At 41.8% G+C, this 22,628-nt stretch carries 21 protein-coding genes and 1 pseudogene; 9 read left to right on the top strand and 13 right to left on the bottom strand.

Features of this window, described 5'->3' with window-relative positions; translation table 11 throughout:
• Positions 1-9: 9 nt before the first annotated feature.
• The 4 genes from C505_RS22910 to C505_RS22900 form a co-directional block, all read right to left on the bottom strand.
• Positions 10-996 (bottom strand): prohibitin family protein, encoded by a 987-nt coding sequence (locus C505_RS22910; RefSeq protein WP_018694100.1) that lies wholly within the window; start codon positions 994-996, stop codon positions 10-12.
• A gap of 32 nt (positions 997-1,028) precedes the next feature.
• Complete coding sequence (locus tag C505_RS0118355; RefSeq protein WP_018694099.1) at positions 1,029-2,651, bottom strand: cyclic peptide export ABC transporter; 1,623 nt, start codon at positions 2,649-2,651, stop codon at positions 1,029-1,031.
• Positions 2,652-2,727: 76 nt separating this feature from the next.
• Positions 2,728-2,958: a hypothetical protein gene (locus C505_RS22905; RefSeq protein WP_018694098.1), complete on the bottom strand. Its 231-nt coding sequence runs from the start codon at positions 2,956-2,958 to the stop codon at positions 2,728-2,730.
• Between the two features lie 108 nt (positions 2,959-3,066).
• Positions 3,067-3,612, bottom strand: coding sequence for a YcjF family protein (locus C505_RS22900; protein ID WP_018694097.1), 546 nt, complete (start codon positions 3,610-3,612; stop codon positions 3,067-3,069).
• Positions 3,613-4,266: 654 nt separating this feature from the next.
• Here C505_RS22900 and C505_RS0118340 point away from each other — a divergent pair.
• Positions 4,267-4,968 carry an aspartate/glutamate racemase family protein gene (locus tag C505_RS0118340; RefSeq protein WP_018694096.1) on the top strand — a complete coding sequence of 234 codons (702 nt, stop codon included), beginning with the start codon at positions 4,267-4,269 and terminating at the stop codon, positions 4,966-4,968.
• 28 nt (positions 4,969-4,996) lie between these two features.
• On the opposite strand, the gene C505_RS0118335 is transcribed toward C505_RS0118340, so the two are convergent.
• Entirely contained in the window at positions 4,997-5,395 is a 399-nt protein-coding gene (locus C505_RS0118335) for a rhodanese-like domain-containing protein (RefSeq protein ID WP_018694095.1), read from the bottom strand.
• A gap of 120 nt (positions 5,396-5,515) precedes the next feature.
• On the opposite strand from C505_RS0118335, the gene C505_RS0118330 reads away from it, so the two are divergent.
• A complete protein-coding gene (locus C505_RS0118330) occupies positions 5,516-6,490 on the top strand; it encodes a helix-turn-helix domain-containing protein (protein WP_018694094.1) in 975 nt (324 codons plus the stop codon).
• A 13-nt stretch (positions 6,491-6,503) separates the two neighbouring features.
• Here the strand turns inward: C505_RS0118330 and C505_RS0118325 are convergent, their stop codons facing one another.
• The 3 genes from C505_RS0118325 to xseA all read right to left on the bottom strand — a co-directional run bounded on the left by C505_RS0118325 (position 6,504) and on the right by xseA (position 9,713).
• On the bottom strand, positions 6,504-7,265 hold the full coding sequence (locus C505_RS0118325) for a PKD domain-containing protein (protein WP_157369193.1): 762 nt from the start codon (positions 7,263-7,265) through the stop codon (positions 6,504-6,506).
• Between the two features lie 335 nt (positions 7,266-7,600).
• Positions 7,601-8,035, bottom strand: a complete 435-nt coding sequence (locus tag C505_RS0118320) for a hypothetical protein (RefSeq protein WP_169337069.1) — start codon at positions 8,033-8,035, stop codon at positions 7,601-7,603.
• Positions 8,036-8,369: 334 nt separating this feature from the next.
• The gene (gene xseA / locus C505_RS0118315) at positions 8,370-9,713 is read right to left on the bottom strand and encodes an exodeoxyribonuclease VII large subunit (RefSeq protein ID WP_018694091.1); all 1,344 of its coding nucleotides are present in this window, start codon (positions 9,711-9,713) and stop codon (positions 8,370-8,372) included.
• Positions 9,714-9,881: 168 nt separating this feature from the next.
• Between xseA and guaB the strand changes: the two genes are divergently transcribed.
• The 4 genes from guaB to C505_RS0118295 all read left to right on the top strand — a co-directional run bounded on the left by guaB (position 9,882) and on the right by C505_RS0118295 (position 15,711).
• Positions 9,882-11,351 (top strand): IMP dehydrogenase, encoded by a 1,470-nt coding sequence (gene guaB / locus C505_RS0118310; protein WP_018694090.1) that lies wholly within the window; start codon positions 9,882-9,884, stop codon positions 11,349-11,351.
• Between the two features lie 91 nt (positions 11,352-11,442).
• On the top strand, positions 11,443-13,020 hold the full coding sequence (gene guaA / locus C505_RS0118305; protein ID WP_026318085.1) for a glutamine-hydrolyzing GMP synthase: 1,578 nt from the start codon (positions 11,443-11,445) through the stop codon (positions 13,018-13,020).
• A gap of 140 nt (positions 13,021-13,160) precedes the next feature.
• Entirely contained in the window at positions 13,161-13,466 is a 306-nt protein-coding gene (locus C505_RS0118300) for a DMT family transporter (RefSeq protein ID WP_026318084.1), read from the top strand.
• A gap of 181 nt (positions 13,467-13,647) precedes the next feature.
• Positions 13,648-15,711: a TonB-dependent receptor gene (locus tag C505_RS0118295; protein WP_018694087.1), complete on the top strand. Its 2,064-nt coding sequence runs from the start codon at positions 13,648-13,650 to the stop codon at positions 15,709-15,711.
• A 111-nt stretch (positions 15,712-15,822) separates the two neighbouring features.
• Here the strand turns inward: C505_RS0118295 and cspD are convergent, their stop codons facing one another.
• Positions 15,823-16,041 carry a cold shock domain-containing protein CspD gene (cspD, locus tag C505_RS0118290; RefSeq protein ID WP_018694086.1) on the bottom strand — a complete coding sequence of 73 codons (219 nt, stop codon included), beginning with the start codon at positions 16,039-16,041 and terminating at the stop codon, positions 15,823-15,825.
• Between the two features lie 200 nt (positions 16,042-16,241).
• Here cspD and clpS point away from each other — a divergent pair, with 200 nt between their 5' ends.
• Positions 16,242-16,562 (top strand): ATP-dependent Clp protease adapter ClpS, encoded by a 321-nt coding sequence (gene clpS, locus C505_RS0118285; protein WP_018694085.1) that lies wholly within the window; start codon positions 16,242-16,244, stop codon positions 16,560-16,562.
• A 39-nt stretch (positions 16,563-16,601) separates the two neighbouring features.
• Positions 16,602-18,865 (top strand): annotated as a pseudogene (gene clpA / locus C505_RS22895) (ATP-dependent Clp protease ATP-binding subunit ClpA).
• A 68-nt stretch (positions 18,866-18,933) separates the two neighbouring features.
• Here clpA and infA read toward each other — a convergent pair.
• The 4 genes from infA to trxB all read right to left on the bottom strand — a co-directional run bounded on the left by infA (position 18,934) and on the right by trxB (position 21,701).
• Positions 18,934-19,152: a translation initiation factor IF-1 gene (gene infA, locus C505_RS0118275; RefSeq protein WP_018694084.1), complete on the bottom strand. Its 219-nt coding sequence runs from the start codon at positions 19,150-19,152 to the stop codon at positions 18,934-18,936.
• A 75-nt stretch (positions 19,153-19,227) separates the two neighbouring features.
• Positions 19,228-19,941 (bottom strand): arginyltransferase, encoded by a 714-nt coding sequence (locus C505_RS0118270; protein ID WP_018694083.1) that lies wholly within the window; start codon positions 19,939-19,941, stop codon positions 19,228-19,230.
• Positions 19,928-20,644 (bottom strand): leucyl/phenylalanyl-tRNA--protein transferase, encoded by a 717-nt coding sequence (aat, locus tag C505_RS0118265; RefSeq protein WP_018694082.1) that lies wholly within the window; start codon positions 20,642-20,644, stop codon positions 19,928-19,930. Before aat ends, C505_RS0118270 begins: the two co-directional genes overlap by 14 nt.
• A gap of 106 nt (positions 20,645-20,750) precedes the next feature.
• The gene (gene trxB / locus C505_RS0118260; RefSeq protein WP_018694081.1) at positions 20,751-21,701 is read right to left on the bottom strand and encodes a thioredoxin-disulfide reductase; all 951 of its coding nucleotides are present in this window, start codon (positions 21,699-21,701) and stop codon (positions 20,751-20,753) included.
• Between the two features lie 228 nt (positions 21,702-21,929).
• On the opposite strand from trxB, the gene C505_RS0118255 reads away from it, so the two are divergent.
• Complete coding sequence (locus tag C505_RS0118255) at positions 21,930-22,226, top strand: DUF6482 family protein (RefSeq protein WP_018694080.1); 297 nt, start codon at positions 21,930-21,932, stop codon at positions 22,224-22,226.
• Positions 22,227-22,628: the final 402 nt, after the last annotated feature.

The following is a 22,628-nucleotide window of genomic DNA, read 5'->3' as shown; positions in this document are numbered from 1 at the left end:
TTTTATTCTTTATTGCGTTTTGATGGCAACGCTTTGATCACTTTTCGGATCCTGTTGCGTTGGTTTTTCCTCTGAGTCCTTTCTCTCCTGACGTAAATCTCGAATCGTAGAGCTGTAATCACCACCGAGAATAATGGGGAGCCCATCATCACCGGATCCAATTACAACAACTTTTGAATTAGGGGAGCTGGCCAGCTCTAGTGTGGCTTCGATGCCCTTCCAAATCAGGTATTTATCGGAGATACCTTCATTGATCGTATTTTGAAAATCGCGAACACCTTCTGCTTCAATCCGCTTACGCATTTTTTCCTTTCTTGCAATATCCAGTCGATGATCGTAAGCCATGGCTTTTTGTTTGGTCGATTCTTTTGCCTCGATGGCTTGGATCACTCTTTCTGGTAAAGCAATTTTGGTGATAAATACATTTTCAAAAACAATGTACTGCATCATGCGATCAATTTCGCTCTCTGTTGTTTTTGTACCCTCAGGAAGAACATCGTTGCGAATATTTTGCAAAAGTTTTCTTTCGATTTCTTGACGATGCGTAGAATAAAGTGCTTCAGGTTCGTAGTGTGCTAGGACTTCACGAACGTGGGATCCAATTTTCGGTAAGATCAGCACTTCGATATAATCTGGGCCAATAAACTTGTGAAGTTTAGGTAGGTTCACAGGCTTTGGACGGAATCGGAATGTCACTTCGACACCAACATTGAGTCCATTTTTTGAAAGTGTTTGGTAGTTGGTACTGACCTCTTTTAAACGCATGTTGTAGACATGCATTTTATCCCAAGGGAAAATAAATTTAGTGCCTTCCGTGTAAACCTTTTTGAGAGACGTGCCACCGAAAAATCGATACCAGATGACACCTTCATGACCAGCTTCAATGGTAACAATCATGGAAGGGATTGAAATGATAAATAGCATGATCCCGGCAAGGATACTAATGTAGATTTCCAGTTTGTTCTCTTTTAGCCAGTGCTTCAATTTAGAAAACATAGTTGCCCTTATTTCGGAAGTTTTTGCCTTTCTTAGGATTCATGTTGTTGCGAGATTTTTCCCTCGACTAAATGAAAACGTTGATCCGAACAATCGAAGTATTTTTCATCATGGGTGATGGCGATAATGGTTCGACCTTGTGCTTTCAATTTAGGGAGGATTTTCTGATAAAAAATGGCTCGGAATGTTGGATCTTGATCTGCTGCCCATTCATCCAAAATTAAAACTGGTCGCTTTTCAAGGATTGCGACGACGAGCGCCAGTCGCTTTCTCTGTCCTGTAGAAAGGTTTTGTGTAATAAACTCATCTTCAGAAATCGATGTTTTTTGTTCGAGTTGAAGCAAATCAAGCAGTTCTTTTGCTTCGTCTGGGTCGACATTTCCAAGTCCATAAAACCGCTTAAACAGGTGATAATCTGAAAATATACCTGTGAATTGATTCCGAAAAGCCCGTAACTGATCAGAGCGAATTGGGGAACCGTTATATTCGATCACACCTGATTTTATCTGGTATAAGCCAACGAGAGACTTGAGTAATGTTGTTTTTCCTGAACCATTTCCACCCGTAAAAAAGACGATTTCATTTGCTTTTATCTCAAGATTCACAGGGCCCACCTGAAACCCTGGGTCTTCATCCTGGCCCTGATAGAAATAACACACATCCTTCAAAGTGAGTTTTTCAAATGGTGGCAAAACCACATTGTGCCCGATGTCACCTTCTTGACTTTTTTCAAGTAAGTTATCAACACGTTGAATAAAGTGAAGCGAAGCTTGTGCGTTGGTAAAACTTGGTAAAATTGAAATGATGCTATTAATCGGACCGATAATGAAAATTGCTGCCGTTGTGACTTTAATCACGTCTTCTGGGAATGTATCCGGTCCAATGATTGGGATTAGAAAAATCATAAATGCAATCATTAGATAGAAGGACGTTTGTGTGCTGATATAATTGAGCGCCATTTGTTGATTGGCAGTCGTTCGACTATCTTTTGCGCCTTCAGAGAGATAATCAATGAATTCAGTAAGATCTTGTTGTCGATCATCATGAAGTTTCACTTCTTTGAATCCTTCCAAAAGATCATTGATGGTTGCGTAAGCTCCTTTTTCTTTGTGAATTGCAACATCCAATCGCACTTTTGCCCGACGACTTCGTTGAACAGCAAAATACACTGCCGCAGTTAAAAAGCAGACGGTCAATACAAAGGCAACCAATGAAAGGGTCATGATATAAATCAGGGTGAACATGATGAGAATGGCACTTTGAATCGAAATGATCACAGGCATTGCAGAGAGAGTGATCGTATATGCATGTTGGTTGATAGCAGCATATAGCTCGGACTTCCCAGTCCTCTCAATCTTTTCAAGCTGACAGCCAGCAATTTTGTGGATTAGGCGCAGGCGAATGGTATGAACGAGGTGCTCAATTTCCTGAATAGATGTGCGCCAGATAAACTTTTGTGACAGGACAAATATGATAACGTTAATGGTAAACAGAACAAAAAGAATAACTTCTGCGGTCTTGTTGGAAGCATTCTGTGCTGCGCTATTCAGAAGTGCTAAAACAAGAACGTTAGTTATACCAGCAAGTAGAGAATGAAAAACTAGCTTCGATTTTGGTATTTGAGAACTAGAAATAAAAAAGCGAATTAAATCCATAACAAGCCTAAAAAAGCAGACTCATGACTGCTATTTATTGCACACAAACCTTAGGAGTGAACCCTGGTCATTATTGTTATTTTTGGATCTGGTCCGATCCGATCTGCGTTGTGGCATGTCCTTCCACCTGCTGCTTTGCCGCTGCCTTTGTATACAAAAGCATGACCAGTAAAACGGCTAAACCAACAGGAGGGGTAAGGAAGAACGAGATTAACGCATAACCAACGAAACCCAATGGCTGCTCTTTTCCCGCAGCGCCAATAGCACAACAAAATAGTACGTAGAAAACAAAATAAATTAATGCCATTCCAAGCCTCTGACATAGTCAACAGGGTTACAGCTGAAAAGCCTTTATCAGCCCATGGTTTTGCTCAAATTTATACTTTTCAGCAGTAACAAAAAGAAGAAGAGAACTTTAAGCTGTTCCTTTCACGGCTGCTTTTGCGGCCTGTTTGCCTTCTTCAAGGTTGTCGTTGAACTCTTTTTTTGCAGCTTTTGCATCAAAGTCTTCTAATGTGCCACCTTGCTCAAGGTGATCGGTCATGACTTTACCAACAGCGTAGGTCGCTGCAGATGCAAGAATCGGCAACGAAAGGGCTGCCAATGCGTGGCCCACAACAGGGACGACTTTGAACAGTGTGGCAGCGGTGACACCTGCGAGTAAAGTTGGCGAAATACTGCCAAGCAAGACACTAACTACGGAGCGTGCTTTAGTTTCGGAAAATGGAACGCCATAGAGTTCGAACAACTCTTTGAGCATGACGATTTGGACACCGCCGATAGCGACAACGTCCCAAACAGGGAAGGGAATAACACCAGCGCCTGCGCCCCAGCCAGTATATTTACTGACGATTTGGAGGGCTTGTGCCTCTTTACTTTCTAGGTTCTCAGATGGGGTTTCTTCGACAACCTCATCTACAGCTTGAGACTGATTCGATGCTTTTGCTCTTGACTCAGCCATTTGCTTTCTCCTGGAAGGATCTTGTACATGAACGCGATCTCACAATACTTTCAGATTTCCTAGCTGTTAGATTTTCAAGCAGGAAAATCAATCGTTGAAAACGATGATCATGCTGAACAGATACGATGGATTTTGTCTATGTTTCGGGGATTTAGTCTGGCTGTATTCGTAGTTGGAGTCAACTAATTTTTCAAGAATTCCAAGTGGCATTTTAATGACAAAACAGTGTTCTGAGTAAAAAGAGTGATAGTAGAAACCACTATCACGAATTGGACTGAAAATGGAGGTTGATGAAAAATCATGGTGTGGAAAACTGTTGCTGGCTCTCGGCATAAACTATCAACAGGTTTGAGCTGGGGAGCGAGTCGATGTTGACCATGCATGTTGATGGTATGAGACTTTGCTGTATCTTATTTCAACTTTATCAGATTGCCAGTCTGAAAATAGGAGTCTAGCTGCTGATGCGTTATTACCTGAGTAATGAACATCTGCGGTAAAAATCATAGGAACTTCTAGAGGCCTATTTTTCATGGGTTGATTTGCTTTCAATGTGGTGATGCTACTAGAGTACATAAAAAGAAAGTCAAGCTTTTCAATACTCTATCGAATATGATAAAAATGGGGGAGTATTCGGCATATAATAAAAGGGAAAAGATGACGCGTCCAAACCAACATATCGGTATCGTGGGTTGTTCAGCACAAGGCGCTGCGCTTTGTTATAAAACAATCTGTGCCCACAGCCCTCAATTTTTTGGGAAACATGTATATCCCGAAGTATCCATGCATACTCATTCTCTTGCTGATTATGTTACTTGTTTAGATGCACAAGATCTCGATGGGGTTGGTGATCTCATGTTGTTTTCTGCACATAAGCTGAAACAACAGGGTGCTGACTTCCTGATATGTCCGGATAATACAATCCATCAAGCATTCGACTATGTTGCTGAGCGTTCACCTCTACCATGGCTGCATATTGCAGAAGTTGTTGTTGGCAGTGCTAAACAAAGAGGATTCAAAAAACTTGGAATTTTAGGGACTCAATGGCTCGTTGAAAGTCAGGTGTATCCAGAAAAAATAGAAGCAAAAGGACTCGAGTGGGCCAGGCCAGAACAGGAAGAAATTCAGTACATCGGACAGCTGATCATGGAAGAGCTGGTTTACGGTATTTTCAAGCCCACTTCAATTCAATATTTTCAGCAGGTGATCCTAGCGCTAAAAGATAAAGGGTGTGATGCCGTCATCCTTGGATGTACTGAAATTCCTTTAATCATTGATGAGACCAATTCAGTTTTGCCAACTTTAAATTCCAATCAGCTCTTGGTTGATGCTGCCATTGAATATGCAAGTTGTTCGTGAATGGGATTAGATAGCGGCTATGCGCGGTTTAGCTGCTTTTGGTCAAGGAAAACCCCTCATCGAGCCAGCCCATAACCCCTCCAATCATTTTTTTCACAGGGCGGTTTAAGTTTGCTAGCCGAATTGCCGCTTTTTCAGTTGCATTACAGTGAGGCCCAGCGCAATACACAACAAATAAAGAATCAATCGGAAAAGTAGTCAGAGCTTTTTCATTGTTCTTCTGATGTGGCAAATTCATTGCTTGTGCAATGTGCCCTTGAGAGTACATATCTTCTGAACGCACATCTAAAAGAATAAAGTCCATGCGATGGTTTTGAATAGAAAAGTGAACATCCCAGCAGTCTGTTTCAAATCTCATTAAATCATCAAAATGTTCAAGTGCCTCTGAGCTTTTTGCCGCTTTTTTTCTAGTGACTGGTGATGACATTTTATCTTCCTTTTTTCGAATGATAAGTCATTTTAGTCATTGTACTGATCGTATAAAATTGGCTGATAATACAATCTTCGTTAAGATCAAGCCAACTTAAATTGAAATCAGGTAAGTAAGATGAAGACATTGGCTATTTTGGCTTACAATCAGATGGCTCTCTTTGAGTTTGGGTGTGCTGTTGAACTATTTGCCCTAGCTAGACCAGAGTTTAATGATTGGTATCAAACAAAAGTTGTCACATTTGATAAGAGAGTGATGTCTGGAACGGGCGGGATTTCATTCTCGTGCGAAGTAGTCTCTCACCTTGATGATTTTGATATTGTTGTGATCCCGAGTTGGCCTATAGCAGATGTGGTGGTGAATACAGCGCTTCAACATGCACTGATGAGACATATGAAACAAGGTAAGCGGCTCATTACTTTTTGCTCTGGAGTTTTTCTTCCTGCACAACTTGGGTTCATGGATGGTCGGAAGATCACAACGCACTGGCGATATGCGGAGGAATTTAAAAAGCGTTTTCCGCTTTGCCACTATATTGAGAATGTGTTGTTTATTTATGATGGGAAATATGGTGCATCAGCCGGTAGCTCAGCATGCCTTGATCTTGGAATTGAAATGATCAGAGATGACTATGGCCATGTTGTTGCGAACCAGGTTGCGAGGCGCTTGGTGCTGAGTGCTCACAGACAAGGGGGACAGAGTCAGTTTATTGAAGCGCCAGTTCGCAAATATCCTGACCAATTTAGCGCGGTGTTGGATTGGGCGATAGAACACCTCCATCAAGATATCAATATTGATCAACTTGCATCAAAAGCAAATATGTCCCGACGGACTTTTGATCGTCGATTCCGGGAGACATTAAACTTCAGTCCTAAAGAATGGCTGATAGCTCAAAGAGTTTTGCATGCAAAGAGATTACTTGAGTCAACTCATGAGCCGATAGAGCATATTGCAGTACAATCTGGTTTTCAACATGCAATAAACTTAAGACATCATTTTCGAAAGGTTGTAGGTATTTCTCCAACAAGGTATCGGGAAGGCTTTCAAAAAAAAGCGACCACTGGAGTAGCCGCTAAAAAGGTTGAGAAATGAAATTGTCAGCTATTTATTTGTCTGCGTCTTGGCTGACGATGACTTTGACTGTATCGACTGCTTTTTTACCATCGTCATCATAAACAACAAGCTCGAATTTGAGTTCAGATGCTGTGCTGTCATATGGTGGCGCAATAAACTCAAGAATATCTTCATCTGTGCTTGAAAGGTCTACACGAGTTCCAGAAACTTGACGCCATTTGAATGTTTTAATGTATCCGTCAGGGTCTTCCGATGCTGAGCCATCAAGGACAACTTCGCTACCTGCTGCAACAACCAGGCTGTCTCCTGCATCTGCAACAGGTGTACTATTTACAGGAACAATTTGATACGTCACGGTATCTGTTGCTTTGCCACCTTTATCGTCAGTGACTTCTAACTCAAACGTAACCTCTTCAGGCTTTTTGACTTTTGGCGCTGAAAAATAAGCTTTTGCCTCATCATCCTTTTTTAACTTCACTGGGATACCAGAGATTTGTTTCCACTGATACGCATGGATAATGCCATCTGCATCTCGGGAATCATAACCATCTAATGTAATGAGTTTCCCTGCCTTCGCAATGGTATCACCACCAGCAGCAGCGATAGGAAGTTGGTTATCGTCGCTTTCCTGCTCAGATTCAGCATCATCTTTTTTCTGCTCTTTTGTTTGAGCTGCTTTCGATGGGGAAACTGAATGTGTCCTTGATTGTTCTTTATCATCGCTACATGCCACTAAAGAAGAAGCGATGAATGTAAATAGAATGAGTGAAGTTAATTTTTTAAGACTCAACACGACAAACTCCAAAAATTTAACAACCATACTTTCGTTTAAATGAATACCAATAGTAACAATAATAAACTATTTGAGATAACTAATTACCATTGCTAATCACTTAAGTAAACACCTTTTTAGGGTTGAGCGTATTCTAACGGATTTTAGATTAGAAAAGCAACAGGTTGTTTACAAATATTTATCTTTTTGTTTGATTTAGGTACGTATATTAGAGGGGCGATTTTTACTTACTTGTTTTCATTGAAAAAATATTAAAATGGAGATTCTGAAATAAAAAATGCAGCAAGACTTCATTGCTTGCTGCCTATAAACCGCTGTTGTTGATCCATACTTCATCAGGGTATATTCAATTCTCTGACGATGTAGACATACTGCTCACCATCACAAGCTGTTGCGAGGGCTGTAATAGGCTTAAACTGGCGATCTAATTCCCATCGAGCAGTCATATTCGTGCCATTAGGACATTCTGGGCCAATCGTATGTGCAGTTCGACGTCCATCATTGATGTCCGCTGGAACATTTTCTTTCCAACATAAGCGTGCTTCCTGATGTGGAGGAGTATCTGCGATAAGTTTGTATCGAACTGTCATCTTATAGGTATTTGTTGTTTGTCCCATACAGTTAGCGGATACACATTCTAAATAGACACGGCTATGTTGATATTTAAGACGGCCATCAGTTGGACAATCAGTGGCGAAGGCCTGACTGACAAAGGCAGAAACTGATAATAGAGACGTTGTTAAGAGAGTTTTGATGTGTGTTTGCATCATCATGTTCCCTGTTTTGATTTATTATCCTGATATTTCGTAAGAAATGAAATATCACCTGGATGATACTGCTTCTTCATCGGAAACGTTTATATCCAAAATAGGAACAATCTGTCAAACTAAAATTTTATGCTTCTTTATATGGTTTTTTAAAAATTAAACTTGGCAGAACAATGGTGTGTGTGTTTAACACTATTCTCAGACATAAAGTGAAAATTTTATGACACACTTTAGTTAGAGTATTGTTGTAATTAAAATGTTAACTTTTAGGTTGGGTATAAAGGTTGAGAGCGGATCAATAAAGACCGCTCTTTTCTGTCAGTGTTCTTCATCGTTCTTATATAGGCATCACTTGAGTGACTTCGCTGATGATCTCTCCATCAGAAACACGTGTTCGTAATTGTTCGCCCGGTAGAACCTGCTGCGTTTCACGAACAACTTTCTGTTGCTGATCAAAAGTAATGCTATAACCGCGTGCAATCGTTGCTAATGGACTGACAATATCCAACTGCTTTAATTTAGTTGACCATTGATGTTGTTTTTGTACCAATTGTTGCTTCATCGCTTTATCGAGACGAAGTTGTAAATGTGTTTGTTTGAGTTGGAGTTGTTCCAGTTGCTGCTGGGGAGAAAAAGCATGAAGGCGATGGGCAAAGTGTTCACTCCTTTGCTGCTTTTGATTAAACAGTTTCTGAATAGAGAATCTGAAACGCATGCATAACTCATCAAGTTTTTGTGCCTGATGTTCTAATTGGTAATTGGGGTGCTGGGACGCCAGTCGTTGAAGAAGAACCCGCTGCTCATGTTCAATAACTTGTAATCGATGGCTCATCACGACATTCAAACGGTTCCTCATTAGGATCACTTTCTGTTGTAAATGCTGGTTATCAGGACTCACGAGCTCTGCAGCAGCAGATGGTGTTGCAGCACGAATATCTGCAACATAATCCGAAATTGTCACGTCGATTTCGTGCCCAACAGCACTAATCACAGGAATATCGCTTTGGAATATGGCACGGGCAAGTTGTTCATCATTAAAACACCAAAGATCTTCTAACGAGCCGCCACCTCGTCCTAAAAGGATCACATCGACTTCTTGACGTAAATTGGCTGTTTGGAGGGCATGGATTAATTGTTGGGGAGCTTCTTGACCTTGCACTTGCGCAGGATATATCACCACTTCCAATTGTGGGGCGCGTCTTTGCAGGACAGATAGAATATCCTTGATGGCAGCTCCCGTTGGAGAAGTGATCACGCCAACTCGCTGTATTGATGATGGAAGTGGTTTTTTATAAGCAGTATTAAAAAAACCTTCTGCAGCCAACTGCGCTTTTAACGCTTCAAACTGTTGTCGAAGTAGCCCATCTCCAGCTGGCTCCATGGTTTCAACAATAAACTGGTAATCACCGCGAGGTTCGTAAAGGCTCAGACGGCCTCTTGCTAAAACTTGTACGCCATTTTGAGCAGGAAAAGAAACCCGCGCATTCTGTGATCTGAACATTGCTGCTCTGACCTGTGCTTTTTCATCTTTCAAGGTAAAATACCAATGGCCAGATCCAGGGCAAACAAAATTTGAAATTTCACCTGTGACCCAAATACCAGCGAAATCTATCTCAAGTAATTGTTTTACTTGTTTATTTAATTGAGTCACACTAAATATAGCACGTGTGTTAGAGCGCATGGATAATCCAACATTCATGAGAAAGAAGCCTATTTTAACATGGAAAAATACCTACTTTGACCGTGATAGACGATGAATTCATAAAAAATAAAACTTTACATCATCGATATAGGCGGCTAAAATTCGGCGGCAACTTTTAGTACTCAAACAAAACTCTGGAAAGTTGCCATGCTCAGAATAGCGAAAGAAGCTTTGACCTTTGACGATGTCCTTTTGGTCCCTGGACACTCTGAAATTCTTCCCAATGAAGTCCAACTCTCGACACGTTTAACGCGTAATATCTCTTTGAATATGCCTATTGTTTCTGCAGCGATGGATACGGTGACTGAATCAAATCTTGCGATTGCATTGGCCCAAGAAGGCGGTATAGGGTTCATTCATAAAAATATGACGATTGAACAGCAAGCTGAAGAAGTTCGTCGTGTTAAGAAATTTGAAAGTGGTATTGTTTCAGATCCTGTCGTTGTCTCTCCAAGTACCAAAGTCTCAGAAGCGATTTCCCTAGCCAAACAACATGGTTTTTCTGCTTTCCCTGTCGTAGATAACGATAACAACCTGCTAGGTATCGTGACAGGCCGTGATATTCGTTTCGAACGTAATTTGGAACAACATGTTGAAGCAGCGATGACTCCAAAAGAAAGACTGATCACAGTCAAAGAGGGGGCACCATCTGAGCAAGTGTTGGATCTCATGCACAAAAACAGAATCGAAAAAATCCTTGTGGTCGATGATGCTTTTAAGCTGAAAGGCATGATCACCGTGAAAGATTTCCAGAAAGCAGCAAACAAACCAAATGCATGTAAGGACAAACTTGGACGCCTACGTGTTGGTGCTGCTGTTGGTGTTGGTGCTGGTACTGAAGAAAGAATTGCAGCGCTTGTTGAAGCTGGTGTTGATGTGTTACTCATCGATACATCTCATGGTCATTCTCAAGGCGTGATCGAGCGTGTGAAGTGGGCAAGAAAGCATTACCCTGACTTGGATATTGTGGCTGGAAATGTCGCAACGACAGAAGGTGCGGTTGCACTGGCTGATGCTGGGGTAGATGCGGTTAAAGTTGGTATTGGTCCAGGTTCAATCTGTACGACACGAATTGTAACGGGTGTCGGAGTTCCTCAAATTACTGCAATTGCGGATGCAGTTGAGGCGATGCAAGACAGAGATATTCCAGTCATCGCGGATGGCGGGATTCGATTCTCTGGTGATGTGGCAAAAGCATTGGTTGCAGGTGCAAGCTGCGTCATGGTTGGCTCTATGTTAGCTGGTACAGAAGAAGCCCCTGGTGCTGTAGAGCTTTACCAAGGCCGTTATTATAAATCTTATCGTGGAATGGGTTCTTTAGGTGCCATGAATCAAAGTCATGGGTCTTCTGACCGTTATTTCCAAGATACAAATCAAGCTGAAAAACTGGTCCCAGAAGGGATTGAAGGCCGTGTGCCATATAAAGGCCCGATTGGAAATATCATTCATCAGCAACTTGGTGGTTTACGCTCAGCAATGGGTTTGACGGGGTGCGGAACCATTGATGAACTTCGCACGAAACCACAGTTTGTTCGTGTGACATCAGCGGGGATGGGTGAATCTCACGTTCATGATGTACAGATCACAAAAGAGCCACCAAACTACCGCGTTGGCTAAACTTCGATAGCAACGAAGCGACAAAAATTTCTCAAGATAATTTGGCTGGTCATGCTTGACCAGCTCCATTCAAAATTTGAATAAGTGACAAATCGCAATGAATATTCATGATCAACGCATTTTGATCCTCGACTTTGGTTCTCAATATACACAGCTTATCGCGCGTCGTGTTCGGGAAATCGGTGTTTACTGTGAATTATGGGCATGGGACGTCCCACAGGAAAAAATCCAAGAATTTAATCCAACCGGGATCATCTTGTCAGGCGGACCAGAAAGCGTTGCACAAGAAAATTCCCCGCGTGCACCTGAATATGTTTTTGAAGCGGGTGTACCAGTGTTTGGGATCTGCTACGGTATGCAAACGATGGCAGAGCAACTTGGCGGAAAAGTTTCCTGTTCTGATCTTCGTGAGTTTGGCTATGCGCGTATTGAAATTACCAACACGTGTGAATTGCTTAAACATATTGAAGATCACGTGACAGACGAAGGTCGGGCGCAATTAGATGTATGGATGAGCCATGGTGATAAAGTCATTGAGCTTCCTGATGGGTTTACCAATACAGCAAAAACAGAAAGCTGCCCGCATGCAGGTATGGCAAATGAAGAGAAGCGTTTCTACGGGGTTCAGTTCCATCCAGAAGTCACCCACACACGTCAAGGAATGCGCATTCTAGAACATTTCGTCATTGATATTTGTGGTTGTGAAAAAGTATGGACACCAGCTTCGATTGTGGAAGATGCGGTTGAGCGGATCAAAGCACAAGTCGGCGATGATAAAGTGATCCTGGCACTCTCTGGTGGGGTTGATTCTTCAGTAACCGCGATGTTGCTTCAGCGTGCGATTGGTGACAAATTGACCTGTGTTTTTGTCGATAATGGTTTGCTTCGTTTAAACGAAGCGCATCAAGTGATGGAAATGTTTGGTGATCACTTTGGCCTGAATATTATTCATGTCAAGGCAGAAGCGAGATTTCTTCATGACCTTGAAGGCGTCAATGATCCAGAACAAAAACGTAAAATTATCGGCAAAGCTTTCATTGATATCTTCGATGAGGAAGCGACAAAACTACAAGGTGTGAAGTGGTTAGCTCAAGGCACGATTTATCCAGATGTCATCGAATCTGCGGGTTCTGATACAGGTAAAGCGCATGTGATCAAATCTCACCATAATGTTGGTGGTTTGCCAGAAGATATGGAGTTGAAACTGGTTGAACCATTACGAGAGCTTTTTAAAGATGAAGTCAGAAAAGTTGGTTTGGAGCTTGGCCTGCCTTATGACATGCTTTACCGTCACCCATTCCCAGGACCGGGCCTTGGTGTACGTGTTCTTGGAGAAATCAAAAAAGAATACTGTGATTTACTCCGTCGTGCAGACGCTATCTTTATTGATGAACTTCGTCAATCTGGTTGGTATGACAAAGTGAGCCAGGCATTTACTGTGTTCCTTCCAGTCAAGTCTGTCGGTGTGATGGGCGATGGTCGTAAATATGATTTTGTTGTCTCACTTCGAGCTGTAGAAACAATCGATTTCATGACAGCGCATTGGGCGCATTTACCTTACGATTTGTTAGGAAAAGTGTCGAATCGGATCATTAATGAAGTCGATGGTATCTCCCGAGTTGTTTATGATGTTTCAGGTAAGCCGCCTGCAACGATTGAGTGGGAATAAATAGATTGGTAAATAAAGGGAGCAACAGCTCCCTTTATTATTTCTTGTTCCAACGGTTTTTTTAGATACGCTGGATTTTTGTATAATTTATAAGGAAGATAAATGAAAAATACAGCTATATAAGATAAGCGTGGACCTGTCTGGTCATTTCTGGCCTCTTTGAGATCGTTTGGGCAATCGGCTTATCATATTCAGAAGGTTTGACAAGGCTTTATCCTTCCATCTTTACCCTTGTTGCCATGTGGCTCAGTTTTTCATTTTTATCTCAAGCCTTTAAATATGTTCCAATTGGGACAGCGTATGCGATTTTCACTGGGATTGGTGCAGTTGGGATTACCATTGTGGGGATCTTATGGTTTAAAGAGCCTGCAACCATTCAAAGAATGGCTTGTATTTTATTGATTCTGATTGGCATCATCGGGCCAAAAGTACTCTCGCAAGAGTGACTTTCATCAACTTTTTCTCAAGAATAAATGAAGTAAAGTACGTCCCAATTTAGTCAACAAATGTAAATTCAATTATTCTAAAATCTATCATCTGGCAAAATTTCAGGGTCAGTCATGATAACGCACTGATGTATCGTCTCGAAAGAGACTGCGAATTCATCAAAAACCTTGTGTGAGATTTATGAATACATTGAGAATAAAAACAATCTGTATCGTATTCACCTGTAGTGTAGAGGCTGTACATGCTCATGACTATAGTTTTGAAACCTTCACTGTCATTGGAAGGCAGACCAATCTCATCGGGGAAGCCGTGAATGCTTCGGAAGGGCTTGTGGGTCAAGAAGAGCTTGGGACGCGAGCTTTAATGCGTGTTGGAGAGGTAATGGAGTTGGTCCCTGGGATGGTTGCGACTCAACACAGTGGATCAGGCAAGGCAAATCAATACTTCCTCCGTGGGTTTAATTTGGACCATGGCGTTGATTTTGCGACCTATATTGATGGGATGCCAGTCAATATGAGAACACATGGGCATGGTCAAGGCTATTCCGATATGAACTTTCTGATCCCGGAAATGATTGATTATATGAGCTATCAGAAAGGCCCGTATTTTGCTGAAGTCGGGGATTTTTCTAGCGCAGGGAGCGCTGCAATCAAAACAAAAATAAGTGTTGATAATCAATTGGTTGGTGTGAGTGCTGGACAAAATGATTATCGACGTGGTTTATTCATCGGGAGTACGCCATTTGATGACGGCACTTTATTAGCGGCAGTGGAAATTCAGTATTATGATGGGCCTTGGAAAGATGTTGAAGAGGATGTCAATAAGCAAAATATACAACTGAAATGGACCAAGGATTTTGATGAAAGTCGCTTAAGTCTCAATATGATGTCTTATCAAAATGAATGGAATAGCGCAGATCAAATCCCTGCACGTGCAGTACGTCAGGGTTTAATTGATGAATTAGGTTCCATCGATCCGACTTTGGGTGGGGAAACAAGTCGATTCAGCTTGAGTGGCAGCTTTGAAACACCACATATCACCGCACAAGCTTATTTGATTGAATATCAAATGCGGCTTTGGTCCAATTTTACCTATTTTCTGGATGACCCTCAGAAAGGTGATCAATTTGAGCAAGAAGACAACCGGTATATCTATGGTGGTAAATTTAAGCTTGCAGAAGACTTTATTTTATTCGAAACCTTGATGGCAAATACGTTAGGGATTGAGGTTCGAAGTGATCAAATTAAGGATATCGGCCTTTACCAGGCACAGCGACGTCAAAGGTTGGGAGTGATCCGTCGCGATCGTGTTGAGCAATCCAGTTATAGTCTTTTTGCGCAAAATGAAGCCATGTGGACGGATGAACTGTCAACGGTTTTGAGTATTCGATATGATTTCCACGAATTTGAGGTTCGACCGCGCGAAGTAAACAATCAGTTTGGTGTGGCGCTTACGCAGAATCAAGGTGAGAAGGAAGATGACATTATCTCATTAAAAGGAAGCTTACGGTATCAGTGGTCAGAAGCTTGGGAAGCTTATGTTTCGGCAGGACAAGGATATCACTCAAATGATGCAAGAGGCACAACAATTCAAGTTGATCCGAGAACAGGTCAATCAAGTCAATCGGTCAATCCACTCGTGCGTAGTCAAGGTGCAGAAACGGGGTTTCGTTGGTTTATCGAGGAGACAGTCAATGCATCACTCTCTTTATGGTACCTGGAGTTAGATAGCGAGCTGCTATTTGTCGGGGATAGTGGAGGAACAGAAGCAAGTCGAGCATCAAAAAGGCGTGGTGTTGAACTGACAACCTACTACACAATCAATCAAAACTGGTCGTTTGATCTGGAGTATGCAAATACACACGCACGTTATCAATCTTCCACAGCAGGTGAGAGCGATCATATCCCTGGGACGGTGGATGAAGTGATCCAGTTTGGTTTCACAGGGAATTCAGGTACAGGGTGGTATGGCTCCAGCCGTTTTCGTTATTATAGCGGCCGCCCTCTCAATGAATCAGGCTCAGTTCGGTCAGATAGCTCAAGTATTTTGAATTTAAATATCGGCTTCCTTTACCAAGATTATGATATCAGTCTGGCGGTATTTAATGCACTCGATAGTCAAGACCACGATATTGACTATTTATATGAGTCTCAATTAGTGACAGAATCAGCGCCGATGGAAGATCTTCATTATCATATTTTGGAACCGAGAACAATCAGAATAAAGTTCCTAGGAAAATTTTAGTTAGGAAACTCATAAACTAATCGGTTCTTCCGACAAGAAATTTTTTTATGAAAGTTTTATGACAGAAAGAAAAAAAGCAGCCGCAGGCTGCTTTTTGAACAATTTGGCAGGTTATTTTACAATGCCACTACCTGGGACGATATTGGTGGCATGCAATCCCTTCGGTCCTTCTTGCAGATCGAATTCTACTTCTTGACCTGCTTTGAGGGTACGGTACCCATCCATTTTAATTGTGGAGTAATGCGCGAAAATGTCTTCGTCTCTTCCGTCTTCACGAATAAAGCCGAACCCTTTTGCATTATTGAACCATTTAACTTTACCTGAACTCATACTTCTACATCCTTCTCTAACTCTAATAAATTGGTTATTCTACTTAGACCCTAATTATATTTTTTGGCGTCGGAAGCCCGTCGCCATAGCTAACTGTAGATTATCAATTGCAACAGTCAAGTTTTTTTGTTTAAAAAATAGGGTCGCAATTTGAAGACGTGAATGTTGGTGTTCCAATATCGTGAAGGCTATATTTGATCATGAGTAGGTTAAAAGAATTGGGTGTGGGTGACGAAGCGCTTAAGGAAGAAATTAAGCAAGAAATTAAGCCCCCATCAATGTATAAAGTATTGTTGAACAACGACGATTACACCCCAATGGAATTTGTCGTTGAGGTTTTACAACGTTTCTTTAATATGGATGTAGAGAAAGCAAATCAGATTATGTTGACGGTCCACTATAAGGGCCAGGCTGTTTGTGGTGTCTTTACAGCAGATGTTGCGGAATCAAAGGTGGTACAGGTAAACCAGTATGCCCGAGAGCATAATCATCCGCTGTTATGCACGATGGAAGTCGCGTAGATGCATTTGTATTTTGAATTGACGACTTAGGAGTTGCCTATGCTTAACAAAGACCTGGAGATCACCTTGAATTTGGCTTTTCGGCAGGCGCGGGAAAATCGTCATGAGTTTATGACTGTGGAGCATTTGCTCTTGGCGCTTTTGGACAACCCTTCAGCGGTTGATGCGCTTAAAGCTTGTGGTGCAGATATCGATCGACTTCGTAATGAGTTGATGGTTTTTATTTCTGAAACAACACCGGTGATCCCTGAAGGTAGTGGCGAAAGAGAAACTCAGCCAACCCTTGGTTTTCAACGTGTTTTGCAACGTGCCGTGTTTCATGTTCAATCATCCGGCAAAAACGAAGTAACTGGTTCGAATGTCCTTGTGGCGATTTTTAGTGAACAAGAGTCACAAGCAGTCTATCTCTTGAAAAAGTCTGAAATTACACGACTTGATGTTGTGAATTTTATCTCTCATGGCATATCTAAAATTGACGCTGATGAAACTTCATCTGATGAGGTATCGGAAGAGTCCGAGGAGAGCATTGAAGAGAAAAAAGTCCTTTCCAATTTTACATCTAACTTAAATGAAATCGCTAAACAAGGCTTGATCGATCCATTAGTTGGCCGTGATCAAGAAGTTGAACGCACGATCCAGGTGCTCTGCCGGCGTAAGAAAAACAACCCCTTATTAGTTGGTGAAGCCGGAGTTGGCAAAACTGCAATTGCCGAAGGCCTGGCCTATCGTATCGTGAATGAGGATGTGCCCGAAGTGATTCGAGACGCTGTCATTTTCTCCCTAGATATGGGGGCATTATTGGCAGGCACGAAATATCGTGGTGACTTCGAGAAGCGTTTTAAATTGCTACTCAAAGAGTTAGAGCAAAAAGATGGGGCAATCCTGTTCATTGATGAGATCCATACAATCATTGGTGCGGGTGCTGCATCAGGTGGTGTGATGGATGCCTCTAATCTTATTAAACCGCTTCTGTCCAGTGGTCATTTACGCTGCTTTGGCTCAACGACGTATCAAGAGTTTAAAGGTATTTTTGAGAAGGATAGAGCGTTGGTGCGTCGTTTCCAGAAAATTGATATTACTGAGCCAACGGTGGACGATACCACGAAGATTCTACTTGGCTTGAAAGAACGTTACGAAAAACACCATGAGGTACGTTATACCAATAAGGCAATGCGTGCAGCAGCAGAGCTGTCAGCGAAATACATCAATGAGCGGCATTTACCTGATAAAGCAATTGATGTCATTGATGAAGCGGGTGCAAGCCAGCGTCTTGTCGCACCCTCTAAGCGTCGCAAGGTGATCAATGTTGGTGATATTGAACAGATAGTAGCCAAAATTGCGCGCATTCCTGAGAAGTCCGTATCTGCATCAGATAAAGAGATCTTAAAGAACCTTGACCGAACTTAAAGATGGTTGTTTTCGGGCAGGACGAAGCGATTGACGCGCTTTCTTCCGCAATTCGACTTGCTCGTTCCGGTCTTGGAAACGAGGGTAAGCCAGTTGGTTCATTTCTGTTTGCAGGCCCTACTGGAGTCGGTAAAACAGAAGTCACGAAGCAGTTGGCAAAGATCATGGGCGTTGAATTTCTCCGCTTTGATATGTCGGAATACCTAGAACGACATGCAGTAAGTCGGTTGATTGGTGCCCCTCCAGGGTATGTTGGATTTGAACAGGGTGGCTTACTGACCGATGCGGTGATCAAACATCCTCATTCTGTTGTTTTGTTAGATGAGATTGAAAAAGCACATGCTGATATATTCAATATCTTACTGCAAGTGATGGACCATGGGACGTTAACAGATAACAATGGTCGTAAGGCTGATTTTCGAAATGTTGTGGTCGTGATGACGACCAATGCAGGTGTTTCTGAGACTGTTCGTAAATCTATCGGCTTTAAGCAGCAGGATCACAGTCATGATGCCTTAGGTGAGATTAATAAAGTATTTACACCAGAATTTCGGAATCGCCTTGATAATATTATCTGGTTTAATCATCTGGATGAGGTGGTGATTGGTCAAGTCATTGATAAATTGATTGTGGAATTACAGGCACAGTTGGATGCGAAAGGCGTATTCATTGAGATGACGGAACCAGCCATACAGTGGCTTGCAGAGCATGGCTATGACAAGGCTATGGGCGCAAGGCCAATGGCGCGCTTAATTCAGGAAAAAGTGAGAAAACCGTTGGCGAACGAAATCTTGTTTGGCTGCTTGATGCGTGGCGGTAATGTCATTGTCGGAGCGAACAAAGAAGAATTAACTTTTACATACGAAAGCGAGGCTGTTGTGGAAACAACATCCTGATTTCGTATTTAAAGCGACGCAAAACAAAACAGCCTTCTTGATGAAGGCTGTTTTATATTTTATGTCGATTAACGGGCGCGGAAAATAATGCGGCCTTTAGATAAGTCATAAGGTGTCATTTCAACTGTGACCTTATCACCTGTAAGAATACGGATATAGTTTTTACGCATTTTCCCAGAGATGTGAGCCGTCACAACATGACCATTCTCAAGCTCAACACGAAACATAGTATTTGGCAGGGTTTCAAGAACCGTTCCCTGCATTTCAATGACGTCTTCTTTTGCCATCAGGCACTAAACCTCTATCAGTTAATCATATAGCAGCGCAGATTTTGCCGAAATCCAACAAACATGTAAAGCAGTTCATGGTTTCTTCTTAAAATTTTGCCATTCTCCCCGGATTAAACGCTCATGGGGAAGGAAGTTAGACTTGTAACGCATCTTATGGCAATTTTCAATCTGATAGCCTAAATAGAGGTGACTTTTATCAAGCAAATCAAGTAATTCGATTTGTTTTAAAATACAAAACGTCCCAATACTCCATTTTTCATAGGAGGGGTCATAGAAGGTATAGATGGCCGATAATGAATCCGGCATGGTGTCGGTCACTGCAACTGCAATGAGCTGGTCGTTATTTCTAATTTCTATAAAACAAATATCGAGCCAATGGCAAAGAAGAAAATTTTCATATTGTGAACGAGAAGGCGGATACATGGAGCCATCCATATGCCGCTCATTGATATATTTCTCGTAAAGCTGGTAATAGGTTTCTTTGGGGTACCAGGAATAATGGAGTGTAAAGTCCTGACATTTTTTTAATACGCGTTTTTGGCTGTTACTCGGGAGAAATTGGCCACGTCGAACACGAATAGATTCACAAGCACTGCAAAATGGACAATGTGGCCGATAGATTTGAGAGCCACTTCGACGAAAGCCCATTTCGAGGAGATGTTCAAAAGCGTATTCGTTGTAGCAACCCTGATCGAGAACAACAAGCAATTGCTCAGTTTCATCATTGAGATAACTGCACTCAAATGTTTGTGTAATACCTAGCTTGAGCTGCTTATAATTGGTCATGCAGTAAGTTAAGCTCCTGAGGTTGCCAAACTTCGGCGGGAATATCACATTGTTTCGCGTGTTCTAGTTTTCTTAAAAAGCGCGCTCTTGTGATTTCTTTCGCACCTAAGGATACGAGATGATTGTTTGTGATCTGACAATCAATAAATTCACCACCATGTCTTTTTAAATGATAGACCAAACCAGCTAAAGCGAGTTTTGAAGCGTTTGGTTCGGTGTGAAACATCGACTCACCACAAAAGCAACCGCCAACGAGAATACCATAGAGGCCACCGACTAGCCTGTCTTGATCCCAAACTTCGATACTATGGGCAAAGCCGCGCTGGTGAAGGGCTTGATAAGCCGTGATCATCGCAGGGTTTATCCATGTTCCTGACTCGGTTCTTCTGGGTTTTGTGCATCCTTCGATAACGCCTTCGAAGTGTTTGTTAATTGTCAAACGGAGAGGCGTCTTACGTAAGAACTTTTGAAAACTTTTAGATAAATGAAAATCTTCGAGATCTAGAATACATCTCGGATCCGGGGACCACCATAAGAGAGGTTCATCATCATTGAACCAAGGAAAAATACCATGATGGTAAGCATTGATGAGCCGTTCAACCGATAAGTCACCGCCAATAGCGAGCAGGCCGTTTGGTTCTTCAAGGGCAAAACATGGATCTGGGAACGTGATATCAAAGCTATCAAGTTGATAAAGCATCATTTTAAAGTGGCTCTTTCAGCTTCAGGTGAACTTCTTGGTTCAGAATACCACTGAAAATCAGGAAGGTGTAGAGAGCTCAGTTACTTGAACTCTCCAAAATAAGCGCTTATTTCAATGCATCAAGATATTTTTCTGCATCCAGCGCTGCCATGCAACCCGTTCCTGCGGAGGTAATTGCTTGACGATAGACGTGGTCACAAACATCACCAGCAGCATAAACACCTTCAATGCTGGTTTGTGTTGCGTTTCCATTTAAACCGCTATGAATTTTGATGTAGCCATCTTTCATTTCTAGCTGACCTTCGAACATATCTGTATTCGGTTTATGGCCAATGGCAATAAATGCTCCTTGCACTTCCAACTCTTCAGTGGCATCAGAATTGACATCTTGAATACGGACGCCTGTCACACCCATTTGGTCGCCAAGTACTTCGTCAAGAACACGGTGAGTATGAAGAATGATATTTCCATTCTCAACTTTGTCCATGAGCCTATCCGTAAGGATTTTCTCAGAGCGGAATTCATCACGTCGATGGATCAAGTGTACTTCAGATGCAATGTTGGACAGATAAAGCGCTTCTTCGACTGCTGTATTACCACCACCAACGACACACACCTTTTGATTGCGATAGAAGAATCCATCACATGTTGCGCAAGCAGAAACACCCTTACCTTTAAATGCTTCTTCAGAGTCAAGGCCAAGATATTTCGCTGAAGCCCCAGTTGCAATAATCAAAGCATCACATGTATAAGTGTTGCTCCCTTTTAAGATGAATGGGCGTTGCTTTAGATCAACGGTTTCAATATGGTCGATGATGATTTGTGTATCGAATTTCTCAGCGTGCTCACGCATTCTTTCCATCAGGTCAGGCCCAGTCAGGTCATTTGCATCACCTGGCCAGTTTTCAACTTCAGTTGTTGTTGTCAATTGACCACCTTGTTGGATGCCTGTGATAAGGACTGGATTTAGATTTGCACGGGCAGCGTAAACTGCTGCTGTGTATCCGGCAGGGCCAGAACCAAGAATAATCAGACGGCTATGCTTTGCATCGCTCATTAAAATTTCTCCAGATTACATCGTTTTATTGCTGAGGATTGATAACATCAGTCAAAACATACAGCATTGATTTGAACATAGATATGGGGGGATTCTAAAAGAATTCAAGAGATAGTAAAGCAGAAGCAGTTCAAACTTCGATATTATAATTTGCACAGTATTGTCTAGAATAAAAGTGAGGGCAGAGCAAAGGACTAATTTATCTTCTCTTTATTAGGAGTTTGAAAAATGAAACACAAGTATGCACATATAAACCGTGATGATGTTGAAATTCAAGCAATGAATATTCACTCTCATGAACAAGGGATATACCTCGTTGAAATTGATTACAACGATGAAAAGGGTTTTGTTGCGAATGATATGGGGGAATTAATCCAGTACCATAGTGTTGAAGAGGTCAAGGATGCATTTAACCTTTGCCGGGTGAAAGAAGCATTTCTTGTACACCAATCTGCCTATGATGAGATGATAGGTGCATCAGACAAATCAGACAATACATTAATGGTTCCAGTGAAATTGCACTGATCAAGTGTCTATTTGTATATAATCGACAACAAGTCGTGCGTTTTATGTGCGACTTGTTTGTTTGTTGAACTCAATCCGCCTTTTCTTTAAAAATCTCAAAAAAACACTTGCGCCCTTCGATGAAATCTCTATAATGCGCTCCCACACCAACAGGGGGCAGGGCAAACAAGCCAGCGACTGAAGGTGAGGTTGTTGAGAAGAGGTTCTTCGAAATTAACTTTCAAAATAAAGGTTGACTTCGAAAGAAAACATCGTAAAATGGCCGCCTCGCTTAGGAAAACGATTCAAAGCGAGATTTTAGAAGGTTAAGGTTCAAATTAAATGTTGATAAGAAACGTTAAATTTAATCCTTGACTTTGAATCACAGAGGCGTAAGATACGCATCCTGATTTAAAACGCTCT

The organism is Algicola sagamiensis DSM 14643 (assembly GCF_000374485.1).
Lineage (GTDB): Bacteria > Pseudomonadota > Gammaproteobacteria > Enterobacterales > Alteromonadaceae > Algicola > Algicola sagamiensis.
Note: the sequence above shows the minus strand (reverse complement) of the source record. Positions and strands in the feature narration are given on the sequence as shown.